The organism is Streptomyces aureoversilis, from assembly GCF_042657885.1.
Lineage (GTDB): Bacteria > Actinomycetota > Actinomycetes > Streptomycetales > Streptomycetaceae > Streptomyces > Streptomyces aureoversilis.
Map to the genome: position 1 here is coordinate 1 of NZ_JBHSKJ010000028.1, position 16,919 is coordinate 16,919.

The 16,919-nt window shown below is 71.5% G+C and carries 13 protein-coding genes and 1 pseudogene; 4 read left to right on the forward strand and 10 right to left on the reverse strand.

Annotated elements, in window-relative coordinates; all coding sequences use genetic code 11:
* A pseudogene (locus ACFPP6_RS33185) lies at nt 1–182 on the forward strand (aa3-type cytochrome oxidase subunit I); the annotation flags it as partial.
* The gene (locus ACFPP6_RS33190; RefSeq protein ID WP_382050208.1) at nt 179–505 is read left to right on the forward strand and encodes a hypothetical protein; all 327 of its coding nucleotides are present in this window, start codon (nt 179–181) and stop codon (nt 503–505) included. The pseudogene ACFPP6_RS33185 and the gene ACFPP6_RS33190, both read left to right, overlap by 4 nt.
* Nucleotides 506–622: 117 nt before the next feature.
* Here the strand turns inward: ACFPP6_RS33190 and ACFPP6_RS33195 are convergent, their stop codons facing one another.
* The 5 genes from ACFPP6_RS33195 to ACFPP6_RS33215 form a co-directional block, all read right to left on the reverse strand.
* Nucleotides 623–1,816, reverse strand: a complete 1,194-nt coding sequence (locus ACFPP6_RS33195; RefSeq protein ID WP_382050210.1) for a transglycosylase family protein — start codon at nt 1,814–1,816, stop codon at nt 623–625.
* A gap of 132 nt (nt 1,817–1,948) precedes the next feature.
* Nucleotides 1,949–4,162: a glycoside hydrolase domain-containing protein gene (locus tag ACFPP6_RS33200; RefSeq protein WP_382050212.1), complete on the reverse strand. Its 2,214-nt coding sequence runs from the start codon at nt 4,160–4,162 to the stop codon at nt 1,949–1,951.
* A 183-nt stretch (nt 4,163–4,345) separates the two neighbouring features.
* Nucleotides 4,346–5,818 carry a C40 family peptidase gene (locus ACFPP6_RS33205; protein WP_382050214.1) on the reverse strand — a complete coding sequence of 491 codons (1,473 nt, stop codon included), beginning with the start codon at nt 5,816–5,818 and terminating at the stop codon, nt 4,346–4,348.
* Between the two features lie 251 nt (nt 5,819–6,069).
* Complete coding sequence (locus ACFPP6_RS33210; protein ID WP_382050216.1) at nt 6,070–6,330, reverse strand: hypothetical protein; 261 nt, start codon at nt 6,328–6,330, stop codon at nt 6,070–6,072.
* Between the two features lie 198 nt (nt 6,331–6,528).
* Nucleotides 6,529–6,846 (reverse strand): hypothetical protein, encoded by a 318-nt coding sequence (locus ACFPP6_RS33215; protein ID WP_382050218.1) that lies wholly within the window; start codon nt 6,844–6,846, stop codon nt 6,529–6,531.
* 173 nt (nt 6,847–7,019) lie between these two features.
* Here ACFPP6_RS33215 and ACFPP6_RS33220 point away from each other — a divergent pair, with 173 nt between their 5' ends.
* A complete protein-coding gene (locus ACFPP6_RS33220; protein ID WP_382050220.1) occupies nt 7,020–8,021 on the forward strand; it encodes a LuxR C-terminal-related transcriptional regulator in 1,002 nt (333 codons plus the stop codon).
* Nucleotides 8,022–8,424: 403 nt separating this feature from the next.
* The gene (uriT, locus tag ACFPP6_RS33225; RefSeq protein ID WP_382050222.1) at nt 8,425–9,885 is read left to right on the forward strand and encodes a uridine transporter UriT; all 1,461 of its coding nucleotides are present in this window, start codon (nt 8,425–8,427) and stop codon (nt 9,883–9,885) included.
* Between the two features lie 94 nt (nt 9,886–9,979).
* Here the strand turns inward: uriT and ACFPP6_RS33230 are convergent, their stop codons facing one another.
* The 5 genes from ACFPP6_RS33230 to ACFPP6_RS33250 are packed head-to-tail and all read right to left on the reverse strand — an operon-like array spanning nt 9,980 to nt 16,918.
* Nucleotides 9,980–11,149 (reverse strand): Rieske 2Fe-2S domain-containing protein, encoded by a 1,170-nt coding sequence (locus tag ACFPP6_RS33230; RefSeq protein WP_382050224.1) that lies wholly within the window; start codon nt 11,147–11,149, stop codon nt 9,980–9,982.
* 44 nt (nt 11,150–11,193) lie between these two features.
* Complete coding sequence (redH, locus tag ACFPP6_RS33235) at nt 11,194–13,899, reverse strand: undecylprodigiosin ligase RedH (protein WP_382050226.1); 2,706 nt, start codon at nt 13,897–13,899, stop codon at nt 11,194–11,196.
* Between the two features lie 37 nt (nt 13,900–13,936).
* Nucleotides 13,937–15,007, reverse strand: a complete 1,071-nt coding sequence (locus ACFPP6_RS33240; protein WP_382050228.1) for an SAM-dependent methyltransferase — start codon at nt 15,005–15,007, stop codon at nt 13,937–13,939.
* A complete protein-coding gene (locus ACFPP6_RS33245; RefSeq protein WP_382050230.1) occupies nt 14,995–15,870 on the reverse strand; it encodes a thioesterase II family protein in 876 nt (291 codons plus the stop codon). Before ACFPP6_RS33245 ends, ACFPP6_RS33240 begins: the two co-directional genes overlap by 13 nt.
* Complete coding sequence (locus ACFPP6_RS33250; protein ID WP_382050232.1) at nt 15,857–16,918, reverse strand: NAD-dependent epimerase/dehydratase family protein; 1,062 nt, start codon at nt 16,916–16,918, stop codon at nt 15,857–15,859. The genes ACFPP6_RS33245 and ACFPP6_RS33250 overlap by 14 nt, the downstream gene beginning before the upstream one ends.
* Between the last annotated feature and the right edge of the window lies 1 nt (nt 16,919).

A 16,919-nucleotide genomic window follows, 5' to 3' on the forward strand; every position in this document is an offset into this window, starting at 1 on the left:
AGGTCGACGACCCGTGGGGCTACGGCCGCTCGCTGGAGTGGGCGACCTCCTGCCCGCCGCCGCGGCACAACTTCCTCACGCTGCCGCGCATCCGCTCCGAATCCCCGGCGTTCGACCTGCACCACCCCGGCGTGGACGCACCGGCCGTGGAGACCGGCTCGCGGAAGGAGGCGCTCGCATGAGGACGACCGCAGAGGCCATCAATGAGATCGAGGGATACCTGCTGTGGGAGGAAGAGAAGCGAAAGGCGGGGGAAAGGGCCAGGGAATTCACCGCCGGAATCCCCTGGCTGACCGACTCGCAGCGCGCCGATCTCGAACACCGCTACACCGTGGAGCAGCTCGCGGCGTCCCGCACGTACCTCCGGCGCATCGCCGCGAGAAGCACTGAACTGCGTGCCGAGTACGAGGCGGTGTACCGGGTGCTCAAACGCCGGACGACCGCGTGGGGCATGGTGTGCGGGGCGGTCTGGGTGGTCGCCGTGCTGGTGCTGACCTTGCGCTGACCCGGACGGAATGCCCCCGGGCGGTCCTCCCCCTCCGAAAACGGAAGAACCCCAGGTGGCCCGGGGTTCTTCCGTTCTTTCGTTCTTTCGTTCTTCAGGGTTGGGCGGGAAGGCAGATCACCAGCCGGACGTGCCTATTTCGATGCGGGGCTTGAAGGCGCTGTTGGAGCCGTCGTTGGGGTAGAGGTAGAGCTTGCCCGTGCGGTGGGGGTCGGAGTCGACGGCCACGAGGTCGGTCTGGCCGTCGTGGGTGAATTCACCGGCCGCGTAGTCGGAGATCCCGTTCCAGCCGCCGGCACCGAGTTCGATGGAGGAGCCGGCATCGAAGGTGTGGTTCTTCGCGTCCGGCTGGAAGAGGAGCAGCTTGCCCGTCTTCGTGTCGGTGGCGATGAGCTCGGGCGCGCCGAGCTGGTCGAAGACGCCCGCGGAGATGACCTTGTTCATGCGGTTCCAGTCACCGGTGCCCCACGTGACGCGCTTGCCGAGGGTGTCCAGGCCGGACTTGCCCGTGCCTGGGTAGAGGTACATCTGCCCGGTGTCGGCCTTCACGGCGATCAGGTCGTCCTTGCCGTCGCCGTTGAAGTCGGCGGCGGCGAGGTGCTTCATGCCGTTCCAGGCGCCGGAGCCGATCTCGATGCGGTCGTCGAAGGCGTCGAGGCCCTTGGCCTTGGTGCCCGGGTAGAGGAAGAGCTCTCCGGTCTCCTTCTTCACGGCGAGGAGGTCGTCCTTGCCGTCGCCGTTGAAGTCGCCGACGGTGAGGTTCCGCATGCCGTTCCAGCCGCCCGAGCCGATCTCGACGCGGGTGCCGAAGGTGTCGAGCCCGCTCTTTCCGGTGCCGGGGTAGAGGAAGAGCTTTCCGGTGGAGACCTGGACGGCCAGGAGGTCCTTCTTGGCGTCGCGGTTGAAGTCACCCGTGACCAGTTCCGTCATTCCGGGGTCGGCCGGCAGGGGCTTGGACGGGAACGGGTCCGCGTGGTCCTTGCCGAGTCCGTTCCTCGGGCCGCAGGTCGGCCAGGCCCGCTCGCCCTGCTTGTCGAGCACCTTCTCGCCTATGCGTATCTGCTCCTCCTTGGTGGCCAGATCGGCGCGCTCGGCGTACTTCTTGCCGCCGAATTCCGACCAGGTCCCCTGGCTGAACTGCAGGCCGCCGTAGAAGCCGTTGCCGGTGTTGATGTGCCAGTTGCCGCTGCTCTCGCACTGGGCCACCTTGTCCCAGGTGGCGACGGAGGCGGCCTGTGCCACCGGGCCGGAGGCGAAGAGGGACAGCGCAGTGACCCCGGCGACGCCGGTGGCGGCCAGCAACGCGCGCATACGGCACGGCGATGACGACGGCGATGACGACGGTGACGACGACAGCGATGACGATGGCGATGACGTGGACATCGGACCTTTTCTTGTTCTTGGAGAGGGAGAAGAGAGAGGAAGATGCGAGAAGCGCGCGCGTCACCAGCCGCCTGTGCCGATTTCCGTGCGCTGGTCCAGGCCCTTGCCGTTGCCCCGGTAGAGGTAGAGCTTTCCGGTCTCGCCCGGGTCGGAGTCGACGGCGGCGAGGTCACCGATGCCGTCGCCGGTGAAGTCGGCGGCCGCGTAGTCGGAGATGCCGTTCCAGCCGCCGGAGCCGATCTCGACGCGGCTGCCCAGGGCGTTGAGGCCCGTCTTTCCGGTGCCGGGGTAGAGGAAGAGCTCGCCGGTGCCCGTCTTGGTGGCGACGATGTCGGCCTTGCCGTCACCGTTGAAATCACCGGGGGACACGACCTTGTTCATCCCGTTCCAGGCGCCGGTGCCGATTTCGACGCGGTCGTCGAGGGCGTCGAGTCCGGACTTGCGGGTGCCCGGGTAGAGGAAGAGCTGACCGGTCTCGGTCTTGGCGGCGACGAGGTCCGTCTTGCCGTCCCCGTTGAAGTCGCCCGCGGCGAGGTGCTTCATGCCGTTCCAGGCGCCCGAGCCGATCTCGATCCGGTCGTCCAGAGTGCTCAGGCCCTTGGCGTTGGTTCCCGGGTAGAGGAACAACTGGCCCGTTTCGTCCTTCACGGCGACGATGTCGTCCTTGCCGTCGCCGGTGAAGTCGCCGACGGTCAGGTTCTTCATGCCGGTCCAGCCGCCGGAACCGATTTCGACACGGCTGCCGAACGTACGCAGGCCCGACTTTCCGGTGTTCGGGTAGACGAAGAGCTTTCCGGTGGAGACCTGGACGGCGACGAGGTCCTTCTTGCCGTCGTGGGTGAAGTCGCCGGCGGTCAGTTCCGTCATTCCGGGGTCCATGACGGCCGGCGCCACGTCCACGTAGTCGCGGTCGATCAGCAGCTTGGTGCCGCCGTACGACTCGTGGACGTTCCCCGAGTACTGGTTGATCCGCTGGCGGTTGCCCCAGTGCCCGGCCGGAACACCGGGGATCTCCGTGTTCGCCTTGCCGTTCCAGGTGGCCGCCCAGATCACGTCCGGGCGCTCGTAGGAACCGGAGTTGTAGACCGCGTCGAGCTGATCGATGGCGGCGCCGGTCGAGCTGTAGACGCCCGAGCGGAAGCCGAGTTCGCGGATGCGCTCCGACCAGCCGGAGAGGTACTGCACGACGCGGGTGTTGTACTCCGCCTTGTACCCGCCCTCCATGTCCTCGTAGATCACCGTTCCCGGTACGAAGCCCAGCCGCTTCGCGAGGGCCACGGCCTTGTCCGCCGCGGCGCGGCCGTCCTTGGCGGCGGTGCGGGGCGAGATGCGGGTCGCCTGCGTCCCCGCGTAGACGGGCAGCATGTGCCACCCGGCCTTCGTCTGCGCCTGCACCCAGGCCGGGGTGAGGTTGGGCTGGCTGGGGCAGCCGATCGACGGGCCGCCGATGTAGATCCCGATGCCGCGGTAGGGGGACGTGGCCCAGTCGGCCATCGCCGCGCCGGACGGCGCGGTGCACGTGTCGAACGCCTTGCCCGTGAAGCCCGTGGTGGGCTTCACCGGGGCCGCCGCTGCCTGCGGGACGGCGGCGGCCGAGGGTTCGAGGACGGTGCCCGGTCGCGCCGAGGCGTCGGTCCGCGCCGAGGCCAGGATCTTCTGCACGGCGGCGGGGGAGTCCTCGTAACCGGCGGTCGCGTACAGGCCCGCGCCCTCGAACGCGACCCGCACCTCGTGCTGCTCGTCGGTGGGCAGCGCGTCGGGGACGTGGTCGCCGGCCCGGACGGTCACCCCGGGCACCTCGGGGCGCGGGACGGCGTCGGCGAAGGGTTCGAGGACCAGGGCGTCGGTCTTGTCGGCGATCAGGTGCGCCGGGCAGTCCTGGTTCGCGCCGGGGTGACCGAGGTAGAGGGTGTGCTGGTCGAGCCGGACGCAGGTGTCCGGGTGCTCGTCCAGGTTCACCACGTTCCAGCCGGCGGGGATGTCGAGGGTGAGGCCGCGGTACATGACCGGGGTGGTGCCGCCCGGCCCGTCGGTGGAAGCGGAAGCGGAAGCGGAGGCGGAGGCGGAGGCGGAGGCGGAGGTGGACGTGGACGCGGACGTGGACGCGGGGGCGGAGGCCGGAGCAGAGGCGGAGGCCGGGGTCGGAGCCGCGGCGGGAGCGGTGCCCGTGGCGGCGAAGGCCGTGGCGTTGGCGGTGGCGGACTGCAGCGGTACGGACAGCACCGCGGCGGCGGCGACGAACGCGGCCAGGCCGCGCATGCGCTTGGGGCTCATGGAGTTCTCCGGGGAGGGAGGCGAGGGACGGGGCGGGTCCGCGAGAGGGGTGCCGGACCCGCCCCGTAGGCACGCGTCAGACGGGCCGGACGGGTGCCGTGCGACGGATGGCTGCGGTGCGGCGGTCGGCCGCAGCGCGGCGGTCGGGCGTGGTGCGACGATCGGCCGCGGTGCGGCGGCGGATCACCAGCCGCCGGTGCCGATCTCCACGCGGGGCGCGAAGCCCTTGCCGTTGCCCCGGTAGAAGTAGAGCTTTCCGGTCTTGCGCGGGTCGGAGTCGACGGCGGCGAGGTCGTCGATGCCGTCCTTGTCGAAGTCGGCGGCCGCGTAGTCGGAGATGTCGTTCCAGCCGCCCGTGCCGACCTCGACGCGCTTGCCGAGCGTGTCCAGGCCGGACTTCCCGGTGCCGGGGTAGAGGTACAGCTCGCCGGTCTCGGTCTTGGTGGCGACGATGTCGGCCTTGCCGTCGCCGTTGAAGTCGCCCGAGACGACCTTGTTCATGCCGTTCCAGGCGCCGGTGCCGATTTCGACGCGGTCGTCGAGGGCGTCGAGTCCGGACTTGCGGGTGCCCGGGTAGAGGAAGAGCTGGCCCGTGTCGGTCTTGGCGGCGACGAGGTCCGTCTTGCCGTCGCCGTTGAAGTCGCCCGCGGTGAGGTGCTTCATCCCGTTCCAGGCGCCGGAGCCTATTTCGATCCGGTCGCCCAGGGCGTTGAGGCCCTTGCCGTTGGTGCCGGGGTAGAGGTAGAGCTTGCCGCCCGCCCGCTTGGTGGCGAGGAGGTCGGCTTTGCCGTCCCCGTTGAAGTCGCCGACGGTGAGGTTCCGCATGCCGTTCCAGCCGCCGGTGCCGATTTCCACGCGGTCGTCGAGGGCGTTGAGGCCGCTCTTTCCGGTGCCGGGGTAGAGGAAGAGCTTTCCGGTGGAGACCTGGACGGCCACGATGTCCTTCTTGCCGTCGTGGTTGAGGTCGCCGGCCGTCAGCTCCGTCATGCCGGGGTCGACCGGGGGCCGCTCGTCGTCGACGACGGACTTGTTGTGGACCGGGTAGTAGCTGTCGGTGTCGTGGCCCGGGAAGTAGGGGTACGGAATCTCGCGGTGGTGCACGCCGGAGCTGCTGAACTCGTAGCCCACGTACTTGGTGTGGTCCGCGTTCGCCCACTTGTCGAAGAGGACGACGTGCCCGTACCGGCCCGGCTTGGGGTTGAGCAGGGCGTCACCGGCCTTGAGTTCGCTCTTCTTGATCTTCTCGGTCACGCCCTGGGGGCCGAAGTTGGGCGTGGCCATGTCCCAGGCGAGGCGCCAGGCCATGGACACGTACCCGGAACAGTCGGTCCGGTGACCCCGGTACGAGCCCCCCATGTTGTACGGGATGCCCTTGCCCACCCACTCCGCGGCGCGCTTGAGCGTCTCGCTGCGCTTGATTCTCGGGGCGTCCTTGCTGGCGCCCGCGACGTTGAAGAACTCCTCGCCGTCGGGCTCCACGGGGAGCATCGGGCCCTGGCCGTTGCTCCCGAAGTCGCCCGGCTCCTCGTCCGCGGCGACCGCCGCGGGGACCGGTGCCGCCGTGGCCGATGTCGCCAGGGTGAATCCACCGCCCGTGACGGCGCAGACGAGGGCGATACCGATGGCGGAATTGCGCAGATAGGCGTGCTTGGACACAAGGATCTCCCGTGAAGAGGTGGGGTGAGGTGAAGGGTGGGAAGAGCGGCTCAGAAGGCGATGGCTGCGCACCGGGACAAGGGGCAGCTGACGATCGCGAGCCGGAGGCCGGAGGCCGGAGGCCGGGCGGAGGGGCGGTGTCGCCCGTCCGCCAGGAGAAGAAGGAAAGAGAAGAAGGAAGAGACGAAGGAGAGGAACGGGCGAGAAAAGGGCGTGCTACAGGTGGGCCAGGGCCGGTGGCGGCCCGTCGGTCACTGCCAGCCCATGGAGTCGGGGACCACCGGGACGGTGTTCTCGTCGGCAGTCGTCAGCAGGGTGTCGGCAGCGGCGATCTGCGCAACAGCAGTGGCCGACACAGCAGCGGTGGCCGGCGTAACACCGGTGACCTGAGTGGCAGCCGTGTCCTGAGTGACGGTGTCGGCGGCGACAGCGACGGCGGCCGGAGCCAGGGTGGCGGCTCCGAGGGCGAGGGCGACGACCGCGGCGGCCTCGGCGATGCGGGTACGGAACATCTCAGGTGGTCCTTCCGGGAACGAAGCGTCGAGAGGAGCGGCGGACCGGTGGGCATCCCGCGGTGATGCCCGGCCGGTTCCGGCCGGTTCTGCTGGTTCTGCCGGTCAGCCGTTCGTACCGGCTGACAGGAGAAAGCTTCGTCCTGGGACGGAAGGGGCGGAAGGGTTTTCCGATGGACCGAAAGGGCCTGGGACGGATCAGTCCAGGGACCCGGCGGACGACGCCACGCGCACATCCAGCAGAGGCACTTGGGCGTCCACCACCTCCCACCGCGCGAGCTGCGGGCAGTGGGCGATGGCGCGCCGGCAGGCCTGCTCGGCGTGCTCCTCGGCCTCCTCCAGCCGGTCCGCGAGCAGGTACACCCCGAGGACCGGGTGGGGCCTGGCCTGCGGGTGGACCGAGATGTGCTCGATGCGCTCCCGCGACAGGGCGCGCGCGAGCACCAGTTCCCTGATCTCGGCGGGGAGTTCCGTCGACCGGCGGGGTCGGCGCAGGCCGACGTGCACGAGATACATGGCGGCAACTCTCGCAAGCGGGGGACGCGCCCACCAGGGATCAAGCGGAACTCTTCCGTCCATGGCCGCAAACGGCCAGGGACTTGCCCCGGTAAGAGCTACACATGTTTGTGTGCACCATGTAATGATCATGGGTGATTTCGGTAATTGTCCTTGATCGCCGGGGGGCGCAGATGCTGGACACACTGGGGTTGGATGCCGGATCCGAGCAGGTCTACCGGGGGCTGCTGGCCATGCCCGGCGCCGGGGTCGCCGCGCTGGCCGCGTACCTGGGCCTGACCGGGGCCGAAGTGCGCGCCGGGCTCGACGTGTTGAGCGAGCTGTCGCTGGTGCGCCCGTCGGCCGAGCACGCGGGCGGGCTGCGCGCCGTCTCCCCCGACATCGGCCTGGACATCCTGATGTCCCGCCAGCAGGCCCGGCTGGCCGCGCAGCAGCAGCGGTTGGAGGAGTCGCGCGTCGCCGCCGCCCAGCTCATCGCCGAGTACGCCGACCAGCGCTCCGTCGCCGCCAGCCTGGGCGGGGAGCAGCTGGTCGGGCTGGACGAGATCAGGGACCGGCTGGCGCACCTCACCCGCGAGGTGCGCGAGGAGGTCATGGCCTTCAGCCCCGACGGCGCGCAGACCGAGGCCAGCATGGCGGCCTCCCGCCCGCTGGACCGCGAGCTGCTCGGCCGCCGCGTCCGGCTGCGCACCGTCTATCTCGACAGCGTCCGCAACAGTCCCTCGACCACCGCCTACGCCGAGTGGCTCACGCGGCTGGGCGGACGGATCCGGACGGCGCCCGCGCTTCCCACCCGGATGATCATCATCGACCGGGCCACCGCCGTGATGCCGGTGAACAGTGACGACACGGCGGCCCGCGCCGTCGTCCTGACCGGGCAGGGCATCCTCGCGGCTCTCTGCGCCCTCTTCGAGACCGTCTGGGCGGGCGCCCGGCCGCTCGGGGCGAGCCCGGCCCGCGACGAGCGCGGCCTCACCGGCCAGGAGGAGGCCACGGTCCGGCTCCTGGCGGAAGGCCGCACCGACGAGGCCATCGCCAAGCGGCTGGGCGTCTCCCAGCGCACCGCCCGGCGCATCGCCACCGGCCTCATGGAGCGCCTGGGCGCCCGCAGCCGCTTCGAGGCGGGCGTCCTCGCCGTCCAGGCCGGCTGGCTCCCCGCCCGGGCGGCCCACTGACGGCATCGGCCGGATCTCGTCCCTCTCCGTCCGGGAGGGGGTACGGCCTCGGCGCGCGCCTCCGTCCGTATGGGAGGAGGTCCGGCCTCCGCCCGGGGAAGAGTCCGGCCTCCGCCCGGGGAAGGGGCATGGCCTCCACCCGGGAAAGGGGCACGGCTGTCGTCCGGGAAAGGGGCGCGGCGGCCGCCGTGTGCCGCGGGCCACGCGGCCGTGCGGTCCGCGGGCCCGCCGGGGCGGGTAATATGGTACGAAGCGTCCCTCTCGGGGGGGCGTTTCCGCAGGTCAGGGGCCCGTCGGGAGCGCTCGGCGAGGGAGGCCGGTCTGCACGTCCCTGGACACCGTCGAAACCCCAGCCGGGCTGGGGTTTTTCCGTGTGCCCTGAACTATCAGAGATCCACGAGGCATGAACCCTTCCACCACCGAGCGCGCCGGGCGCGCCACCGGTGACCGGTCCGCCGATGTGACGGGCCGCCGTCCCGTCCGGGTGGGCGTGCTGGTCGCCGCGCTGCTCACGGCCTGTGTCGCCTTCCAGCTCAACGCCAGCATGCTCAGCCCCGCGCTGAAGAGCATCGAGGACAGCCTCGGCGCCAGCTCCGCCGAGATCGGCCTCACCCAGACCGCGTTCTTCACGTCGGCCGCCCTGTTCTCGCTCTTCCTGCCGCGCCTCGGCGACGTCGTCGGACGCCGCAAGGTCCTGGCCGGCATGCTGGCCCTGATGGCCGTCGGGTGCGTGGTCGCGGCGCTGGCGGACAGCGTGCCCATGCTGTTCGCCGGGCGGATCCTGCAGGGTGCGTCCGGGCCCACCGTGCCCCTGTGCCTGATCATGCTGCGGGTCGAGGTGACCGAGCCCAAGCGCTACGGCACCCTGCTCGGTGTGATCACGGCCGTCAACGGCGGCGTCGCGGGTGTGGACTCCCTCGCGGGCGGTTTCCTCGCGGACAACCACGGCTTCCAGGCCGTCTTCTGGGCGATGGCCGTCGTGGCCGTCGTCGCCACCGTCCTGGTCGCCACCCTGACGCCCGAGAGCAAGGTCGCGGCCGCCGACCGGATGGACTGGCCGGGCGTGGCCCTGCTCGTGGTCTCCGTCGGCTCGCTGCTCATCGCGCTCAACGAGGCCGGCAAGCTGGGCGACGCCCGCTGGCCGATGGTCGCCGGGCTGACGGCCGTCTCCGCGGTCGCCTTCGCCCTGTTCTGGCGCACCGAGGACCGCAGCGGCCACCCGCTGGTCGCCACCCGGCACCTCAAGCAGCGCGGGACCTGGGCCACCCTGCTGACCACCACGCTCACCATGACCGGCGTCTTCGCCGTCATGAACGGCCTCATCCCCTCCCTCGCCCAGGACGCCGAGGCGGGCCTGGGGATGTCCGCCGAGGCCTCCGCGTGGTGGACGCTCACCCCGTACGCCCTCGCGGGCCTCGCCATGGGGCCGGTCGCCGGCCGCCTCGCGGCGACCTTCGGCTACGGGCGCGTCCTGCGCCTTGGGCTCGTGGGGTCGGCGGCGTCCGTCGTCCTGATGATCCTCACCATCCCGGCGCACTCGCGCGTCCTGCTGCTGGTGGCCTCGCTGCTGGTCGGCATCACCTACGCGGGCGTGGCGAACATCGTGCTCAACGGCCTGGGCATCGTGCTGTCGCCCAAGGAGAACCCGGGCTTCCTGCCAGGTCTCAACGCGGGCGCGTTCAACCTCGGCGCGGGCCTGAGCTTCGCCCTGCTGTACGCGGTGAAGACCGCCGTGCAGCCGGCCGACCCGGCCTCGTCCACGGGCTACACCGCCGGCATGATCGCGGGTGTCGTGATCATGGCCGCCGCCCTCGGGACGTCCTTCCTCATCCCGAAGCCGGCCGCGGCGGAGGCGCACGGCTGACGCCGGTCGAGCCACAGCAGCAGAACCCCGGCTCCTGAGCCGGGGTTCTGCTGCGTTTCCGGGCGGTACCGGACAGGCCCGGCCTCGCACCGGTTCAGCGTGCGGGGCTCGCCGGTGCCGCCTCCGTCCTCGCCGTCCGGCGGCCGTTCGCAGGTGCCGTCTTCGCCGCAGGCGCCGGCAGCGCCGCGGACTCCTGCGCGGCCGCCGTCCCGGGCTTCTCGCCCGCCGCAGGTGCCGCCGCCTCCTGGATCAGCCGCGACCTCATCGCCAGGTACTTGGCGTTGAGCTCGTCGACCGGGATGAACTTGCTGACGCCGCCCTCGCTGATCTTCGGTTCCTGGCGCTCCATGATGCGGACGTCCTGGACGTCCTGGATCCACTTCTCCATGTAGAGGGAGGCCCAGGGCAGGATGCGCCGCAGTTTCTCCGTGCGGAGGAGCGGCTTGAACGTCGGGTACTCGTACCAGCGCAGAATGTGCTCGGTGTGCCCGTCGTCGACGGGGACCAGCCACGACGTCGCCTCGAACTGCTCGGTCTGGACGTGGACCTGGCAGGGGAAGGTGAACGTGATGACGTAGTGCGTGCTGTTCTTCGGGTCCGCCTCCTCCTGGTGGTCGAAGGAGTAGCGCAGCGTCTGGCCCTCGGTCTCCAGCTTGTGGTTGACGATCTTCGTCGCCGCGAGGTAGCGCTCCTTGCCGTCCAGGCCCAGTTTGCGCGCGGTCCCGTAGAGGAACAGGTAGTCGATGTAGTTGAACCAGTGATCACGGTGGACGTACGTGATGTGGTAGAACTCGAGCAGGCTTTCGATGTAGCGGGTGTAGTGGACCGGACGGGTCCAGTGCGTCGTCGAGTGGGCCTTGGGGTTGTCCGCGACGACCGGTGCGATCTGAATGCCCGGCAGGTCGGCCTCCGCCCGCTCCTCGCCCCACCACAGCCACACCAGCCCGTGCGCCTCCCGCACCGGGTGCGTGGGCACCCGCAGCGAGCGCGGGATCCGGGCCCCCGAGCCCATCGCGGGCACGGCCTTGCACGCGCCGTCGGGGCCGTAGCGGAAGCCGTGGTAGGGGCACTCGACGGTGTTGCCCTTCATCCGGCCGTCGGCGAGGTTCGCGCCCTTGTGCGGGCAGCGCGCGCCCTGGCAGACCAGGTTGCCGTCGAGGTCGCGCCACAGCACCAGCTCCTCGCCCATGCGGCGGACGCCGGTGGGCTTGCCGTTGCCGACTTCCTTGGCCTCGAGTATGGGATACCACTGGTTGGGGATCATCTCGTTCTCTCCTCGGGCAGTTGCTCGAACGCGGTGCGAAACGCTCAGCCTTCGACGACCTCGACCGTCCCCGTGTCGCCGTCGACCATGACCATGTCCCCGGTGTTGATGCGCTGCGTCGCGTACTTGGTGTTCACGACCGACGGCACGTGGAACTCGCGGGAGACGATCGAGCTGTGCGACAGCATCGAGCCGACGTCGGTGACGACGCCGCCGGCGATGGCGAACAGCGGCGTCCACGACGCGTCGGTGTAGCGGGTCACGAGGATCTCGCCGGCCTCGAACTCGTCGGCCTGCCAGGCGAGGTCCTCCACGATGCGGGCGCGGCCGACGACCCGCCCGGGGCTCGCCCCCAGCCCGCTCAGCCGGGCCCCGTCGGGGGCCGGTCGCACGGCCTGGGTGATGTCGTGCTCGCCGATGAAGGTCAGCGGCGGCTCCGGCAGCCGCTTGCGGTACTCGTGGACGCGCCGGGCCTCGTCGATCCGCTCCCGGGGGAAGGCCTCCGGCTCGCCGGCCTCCCCGGCCAGATAGGCCCGCACGTCCTCGAAGTCGAGGTGGGCGACCTCGTCGATGGAGTGCAGGACGCCCTTGTCCACCAGGCGCCGGCCCACCTCGTACACCACGTTGCGCACCAGCCAGATCGAGGTGATCATCGACATCCGGGTGGTCTCGCGCAGCTCGCTGCACAGCGCGTACAGCGAGATGACCGTCTCGATCACCTTGCGCTGCGGCAGCGAGAGTTTCTTGAGGATCTCCCGCGAGTCGTCGCGGTAGCCGCTGCTGCGGCTGAGGATGTCGTCGGCGGAGAAGCCGTCGGAGGCGTAGCGGCGGATCATCTGGAAGATGTACGACGGGTCGTCGATCCACCGCGGGTGGGTGATCTCCATCTCCTGGTGGCCGCGGGTGCCGTTGGCGCGCAGGAACGGCTCCATGTGCCGCTCCCAGAAGACGGCGCCCTCGTCGTCCGCGCGCAGCGCCTCCTCGACGGACTCCAGCGGCTGCTCGTCGATGATCCGCAGCACCCGGGGCCGGTCCTTGGCGGCCTGGGCGACGGCCCAGATCTCCTTCGCGGACTCCACCGTCCGCAGGCTGGACATGTCCGTCTTGATGCGGTTCTGCAGGTTCTCGCCCTCCTCGCCGAGCCACAGGCGGCACAGCTCGGTGAGGATCCCGTAGAACCCGAAGGCGTTGATGTAGTACGGCATGTAGCCGATGTGCATGTCGTGGAAGTAGCCGAGGTTGCGGGTGAGTTCGGCGTGCAGCTCGCGGCGGCTCATGCGCGAGAGGTCCAGCCGCCGGGCGCGGTCGAACTCGTAGAGCCGCGACGCGACCATCTCGCCCGACCGGGACTTCATCCTCACCGCCTCGGCGGCGGTGGAGCGCAGCCAGTGCGCGGTGGAGCGCAGGTCCTCCAGGCCGCCGGGGAACGTCCCGAAGGGGTTCTCGTAGTCGGCGAGCGCTCCTCCTTCGACCTCCTCGCCGACGAACCGCTTGGTGAAGTGGCGCTGGTTGCGCGTCGGCAGGGCCTGGCCGAGCAGGTAGGCGCTGTAGGAGATGTTGAGGTAGACGTGCCCCTGGTAGAAGCCCATGTGCAGGTCGGCCTCGCCGGTGTCGCGGACGCCGAGGGCCGCGGCGCAGTCCAGGTGGACGTTCTTCTGGTAGTAGCGCGCGAAGCTCAGGCCCAGCGGCGTCATCAGGCCGACGAAGATCTCCCCGATGTCCATGCGGGACCACAGGGTGCCCCGCTGGACGGCCTCCGGCTGCTCCGTCACGTACGGGCTGAGCGTCCCGGCGCGCGACGCGGCGTCGCCGGGGGCGGGCCGGGTGGTGATCGGGCGGGTCTGGAAGAGGTGGAACGCGCCGCCGCGCAGGCCCCATTCGACGTCCTGCTCGCTGCCGTAGTGCTCGCGCACCCGCAGCCCGAGCTTCGCGAGCTCGGCGAGCTGCGCGTGGTCGAGGCAGGGGACGTTGCGGTCGGCGGCGTCGACCTTCGTCATCCCGATCTTCCCGGGTGCCAGCGGCGCCCACTTGGCCACCTTGTAGCGCACCCGCTCCTCGACGACCTCCAGGCTGCCGTCGTCGACGACGAACAGGTCGCTGGAGACCCGCCCGGACACCAGCCCCTCGCCCAGCCCCTGGCAGGCCTCGACCACCACGCGGTGCGGCCGGGCGCTGACGGGGTCGACGGTGAACAGCACGCCGCTGACGTCGCAGTGGATCATCTCCTGGACGACGACGGCCATCGCCCCGGCCGTGGCGCCGTCGCGGTAGGCCGTGGCCCGGGCGGACCACAGCGACGCCCAGCACTGCCGCACGGCGTCCAGCAGCGCCGCGTCCCCCGCGACGTCCAGCACCGTGTCGTGCTGGCCGGCGAAGGAGCGCGCCGCCGAGTCCTCCTTGAGCGCCGAGGAGCGCACGGCCACCCGCGGTCGGCCGAGCTTCTCGTAGGCGGCGAGGACCTCGTCGGCGATCGGGGCGGGGATGCGGGTGGCGAGGATCAGCTCGCGGACCGTCCCGCCCTCGGTGCCCTCGATCTTGCCGGCCAGGCCGGTGTCGGCGAGGTAGCGGGTGAAGAGCGCGGTGGTCAGGCAGAAGGCGGGCGGCACCGGCAGCCCCGCCGCGATCATGTCGGCGAGCCGGGCCGCCTTGCCGCCGAGGACGGCGGGGTCGGCCCGCCCGGGACCGCCGAGGTCGACGACGTCGCCGGTCTGCGCTGCGAGGGTGGCGGTGTCTTGGGGACGGGTTGCCATGTCGGGCTCTCCTGGACGCTCGGGCCTGCGCGGGGGACTACTTGCTGGTGGCCGTGAAGGCGCGGAACTGCTCGCCCGGGACGATCCGGGCCGCCTCGACGCCGGTGAACCCGGCGCGCTCCAGCTGCGCGACGAGCTCCTCCTCGCGGGGCAGGGGGCCGCCGAAGTCGGCGTAGGCGAACCAGAGGCCGAGCACGTCCAGGCCGATGTTGCCGCCCTGGCAGGACGTGGTGAGCAGGATCCGCCCGCCGGGCGCCAGCAGCGAGCGCACCCGCTCCAGCGCCGCCACGCGCTCGTCCTCGGCGAAGTAGTAGATGTTGTTGTGCATCGTCACGAGGTCGAACTGCGGCTGCAGGTCGAGGGTGCGCAGGTCGCCCTGCCGGGTCTCGACGCGGTCGGAGAGCCCCCACTCGGCCATGTTCTTGGCGGCGGTCTCCGCGACCTCCTGCTGCATGTCGACGGCGAGGGCCGACAGCCGCGGGTTGAGCCGCGCCGCGTGCCGCACGTGGACGCCGCTGCCGCAGCCGACCTCCAGCAGCCGCACCGGGCCCTCCCGGTCGAGGGTGCGCGCGATCGCCGCCTCCACGAACGGCTCGATCACGCGCGTCGAGCGGGCGATGACGAGCCCGTCCTGGTCGCCCAGGGAGAAGCGCTCGCCGGTCGCCGCCATCCGGGGGCCGCCGAGCAGCACCGGCACGTGGAAGCGCAGTACCTCCTCCAGGGCGGCGGCCAGGGCGTCGTTGCCGGCCCGCGCGAGCGTCCGGGCGGCGAGGCTCTTGAGCCGGTAGCAGCCCTCGCGCCTGTCCAGTTCGCCGAGGCGCACCCCGATCTCCAGCCAGGCGCGCAGCCGCTCCTTGTCCTGCGTCGCGCCCAGCTTGTCGGCCAGCGACTCCAGGTCGCAGGGGCGCACGGCCAGCCAGCCGAGCACGCCGGAGCCCGTCGCGGAGGCGAGGAAGGCCGCCCGGTAGACGGGCGTGATGACCCCCTTGGACACCGCGAGGAGCAGGGGCATCCGCCAGTTGCCGACGATCCGCACCGCGGCCAGGGCGTCGCCGAGCGGCTCCCCGACGCGGTTGCCGACGCTCTTGACCAGGCTCAGTAGGTCCATGAGGCTTCCCTTTGCTCGGAGCGGGGCGCGGCGGCCCCGTCGGTGGTCGTGAGGGCCGCGGCGCGGGGCAGGCGGGCGAGCTCACCGCGCAGCTCCCGCAGCAGCCGCTCCCGCGACGGGCCGTCGGTGGTGAGGAAGAAGTGGTCGCCGGGCACGTGGTGGCGCAGGAACGAGCTCGTCGTGTACGCGCGCCACGCCTCCACCTCCGCGGCCCCGGCGACGGGGTCGTCGCTCGCGGAGAACGCCGTCATCGGGCAGTCCAGCGGACGGCGCGGCCGCCAGCGGTAGTCGTTGCAGACCCGCAGGTCCGCCCGGAGGACCGGCAGCCTCCGCGCGAGGTAGGCGCCGTTGACCAGCGCCCGGTCGCCGTCGCCGAGCGCGCCGATGCCGGCCGCGAACCGGTGCAGCCCGGCGTCGGGCAGCAGGTGCTCGGTGCGGTCCCCGTACAAGTGCGGCGCCCTGCTGCCGGAGACGAACAGGTGCCGCGGCCCGGGCTCGCCGCGCTCCCGCAGCGCGCAGCCGGTCTCGTAGGCCAGCAGCGCGCCCATGCTGTGCCCGAAGAACGCGTAGTCGCGGGTCAGGCCCCGGCGCACCAGCTCGTCGGCCACGTCGGCCACGAGCGGTTCCGCGGACGTGTACGGCTCCTCGCGCATGCGCAGGCCGCGGCCCGGCAGCTGCAGGGCCATGACCTCGGTGCCGAGGGGCTCGCGCCAGTCGCGGTATACGGAGGCCGTGCCGCCCGCGTACGGGAAGCAGATCAGCACGGTCCCCGCGGCGCCGGCGGCGGGCGGCGGCGCCCCGAAGCGCGGGAACCACAGGGCGTCCCGGGGGAGGGCGGCGACGAGCGGCTCAGCGGGCGACATGCCTGCGCCCCTCCGCCGAGTCCAGCCACGCGACCGTCCGCCGCATGCCCTCCTCGAAGCCCACCGGGCTCTTGAAGCCGAACTCCTCCTGCGCGCGCTCGATCCCGTACGACTGGTCGCGGTCGAAGAGGTGCACCGCGTGGCGGGTGAGGACCGGCCGCGCCTTGATGCCGAAGGCGCCGTAGAGCTTCTCCGAGACCGTCGCCACGAGGGTGGCCACCGGCGTGGGCAGGCTGAGCTTCGGCGGCGGCGCGCCCAGGCCGCGGGCGAGCGCCTCGATGTACTCGCGCCACGTCGTGAGCCCGGGGTCGCGCAGGTTGTACGCGCGCCCGGCCGTCGCCTCCGACGTGCACGCGTCGATCATGGCGTCGACGGCGTTGCCCACGTACAGCAGTCCGGCCGGGACGCGGCCCTGGCGGATGTAGACCATCTGCTTGCGCAGCAGCAGGTCCGCGATCTCGATGACGAAGTCCTTGCTGCCGGGCCCGTAGACGGACACCGGGCGGATCACCGTCACCGGCACCCCGGTGCGCTCGGCGGCCTCGCGCACCGCCCGTTCGCCGAGCAGCTTGCTGCGGTTGTAGGGCAGGCCGGTGTCCCGCGGCTCGGTGCGCTCGTCGCAGGGCCGCACGGGGTAGCCGTAGACGTCGGTGGTACTGACGTGCAGCACCCGCCGCACCGTGCCCGCGTGGGCCGCGGCCTCGACGACGTTGGCCGCGCCGGTGACGTTGATGCGCCGGAAGTCCTCCCAGGCGCCCCAGTCCGCCGACATCCCCGCGCAGTTGTAGACCTGCCGCACCCCGGCCACCGCCCGGTGCAGGCTCGCGAGGTCGTTCAGGTCGCCGACCACGGCGCCGGCCTCGGAGCCGGCGAAACCCGACCGGTCGCTGCCCTCCCGCACCAGCACGCGCACCCGGTGGCCGCGCTCGGCGAGGCGGCGGACGAGGTGGCCGCCGATGAACCCGCTGGCCCCGGTGACCAGGACGTCCGGCTGTTCGCCGGGGCCGGGGGCGGGGGAGCCGGAGGTGTCCTTGTTCAGCGTCGACATG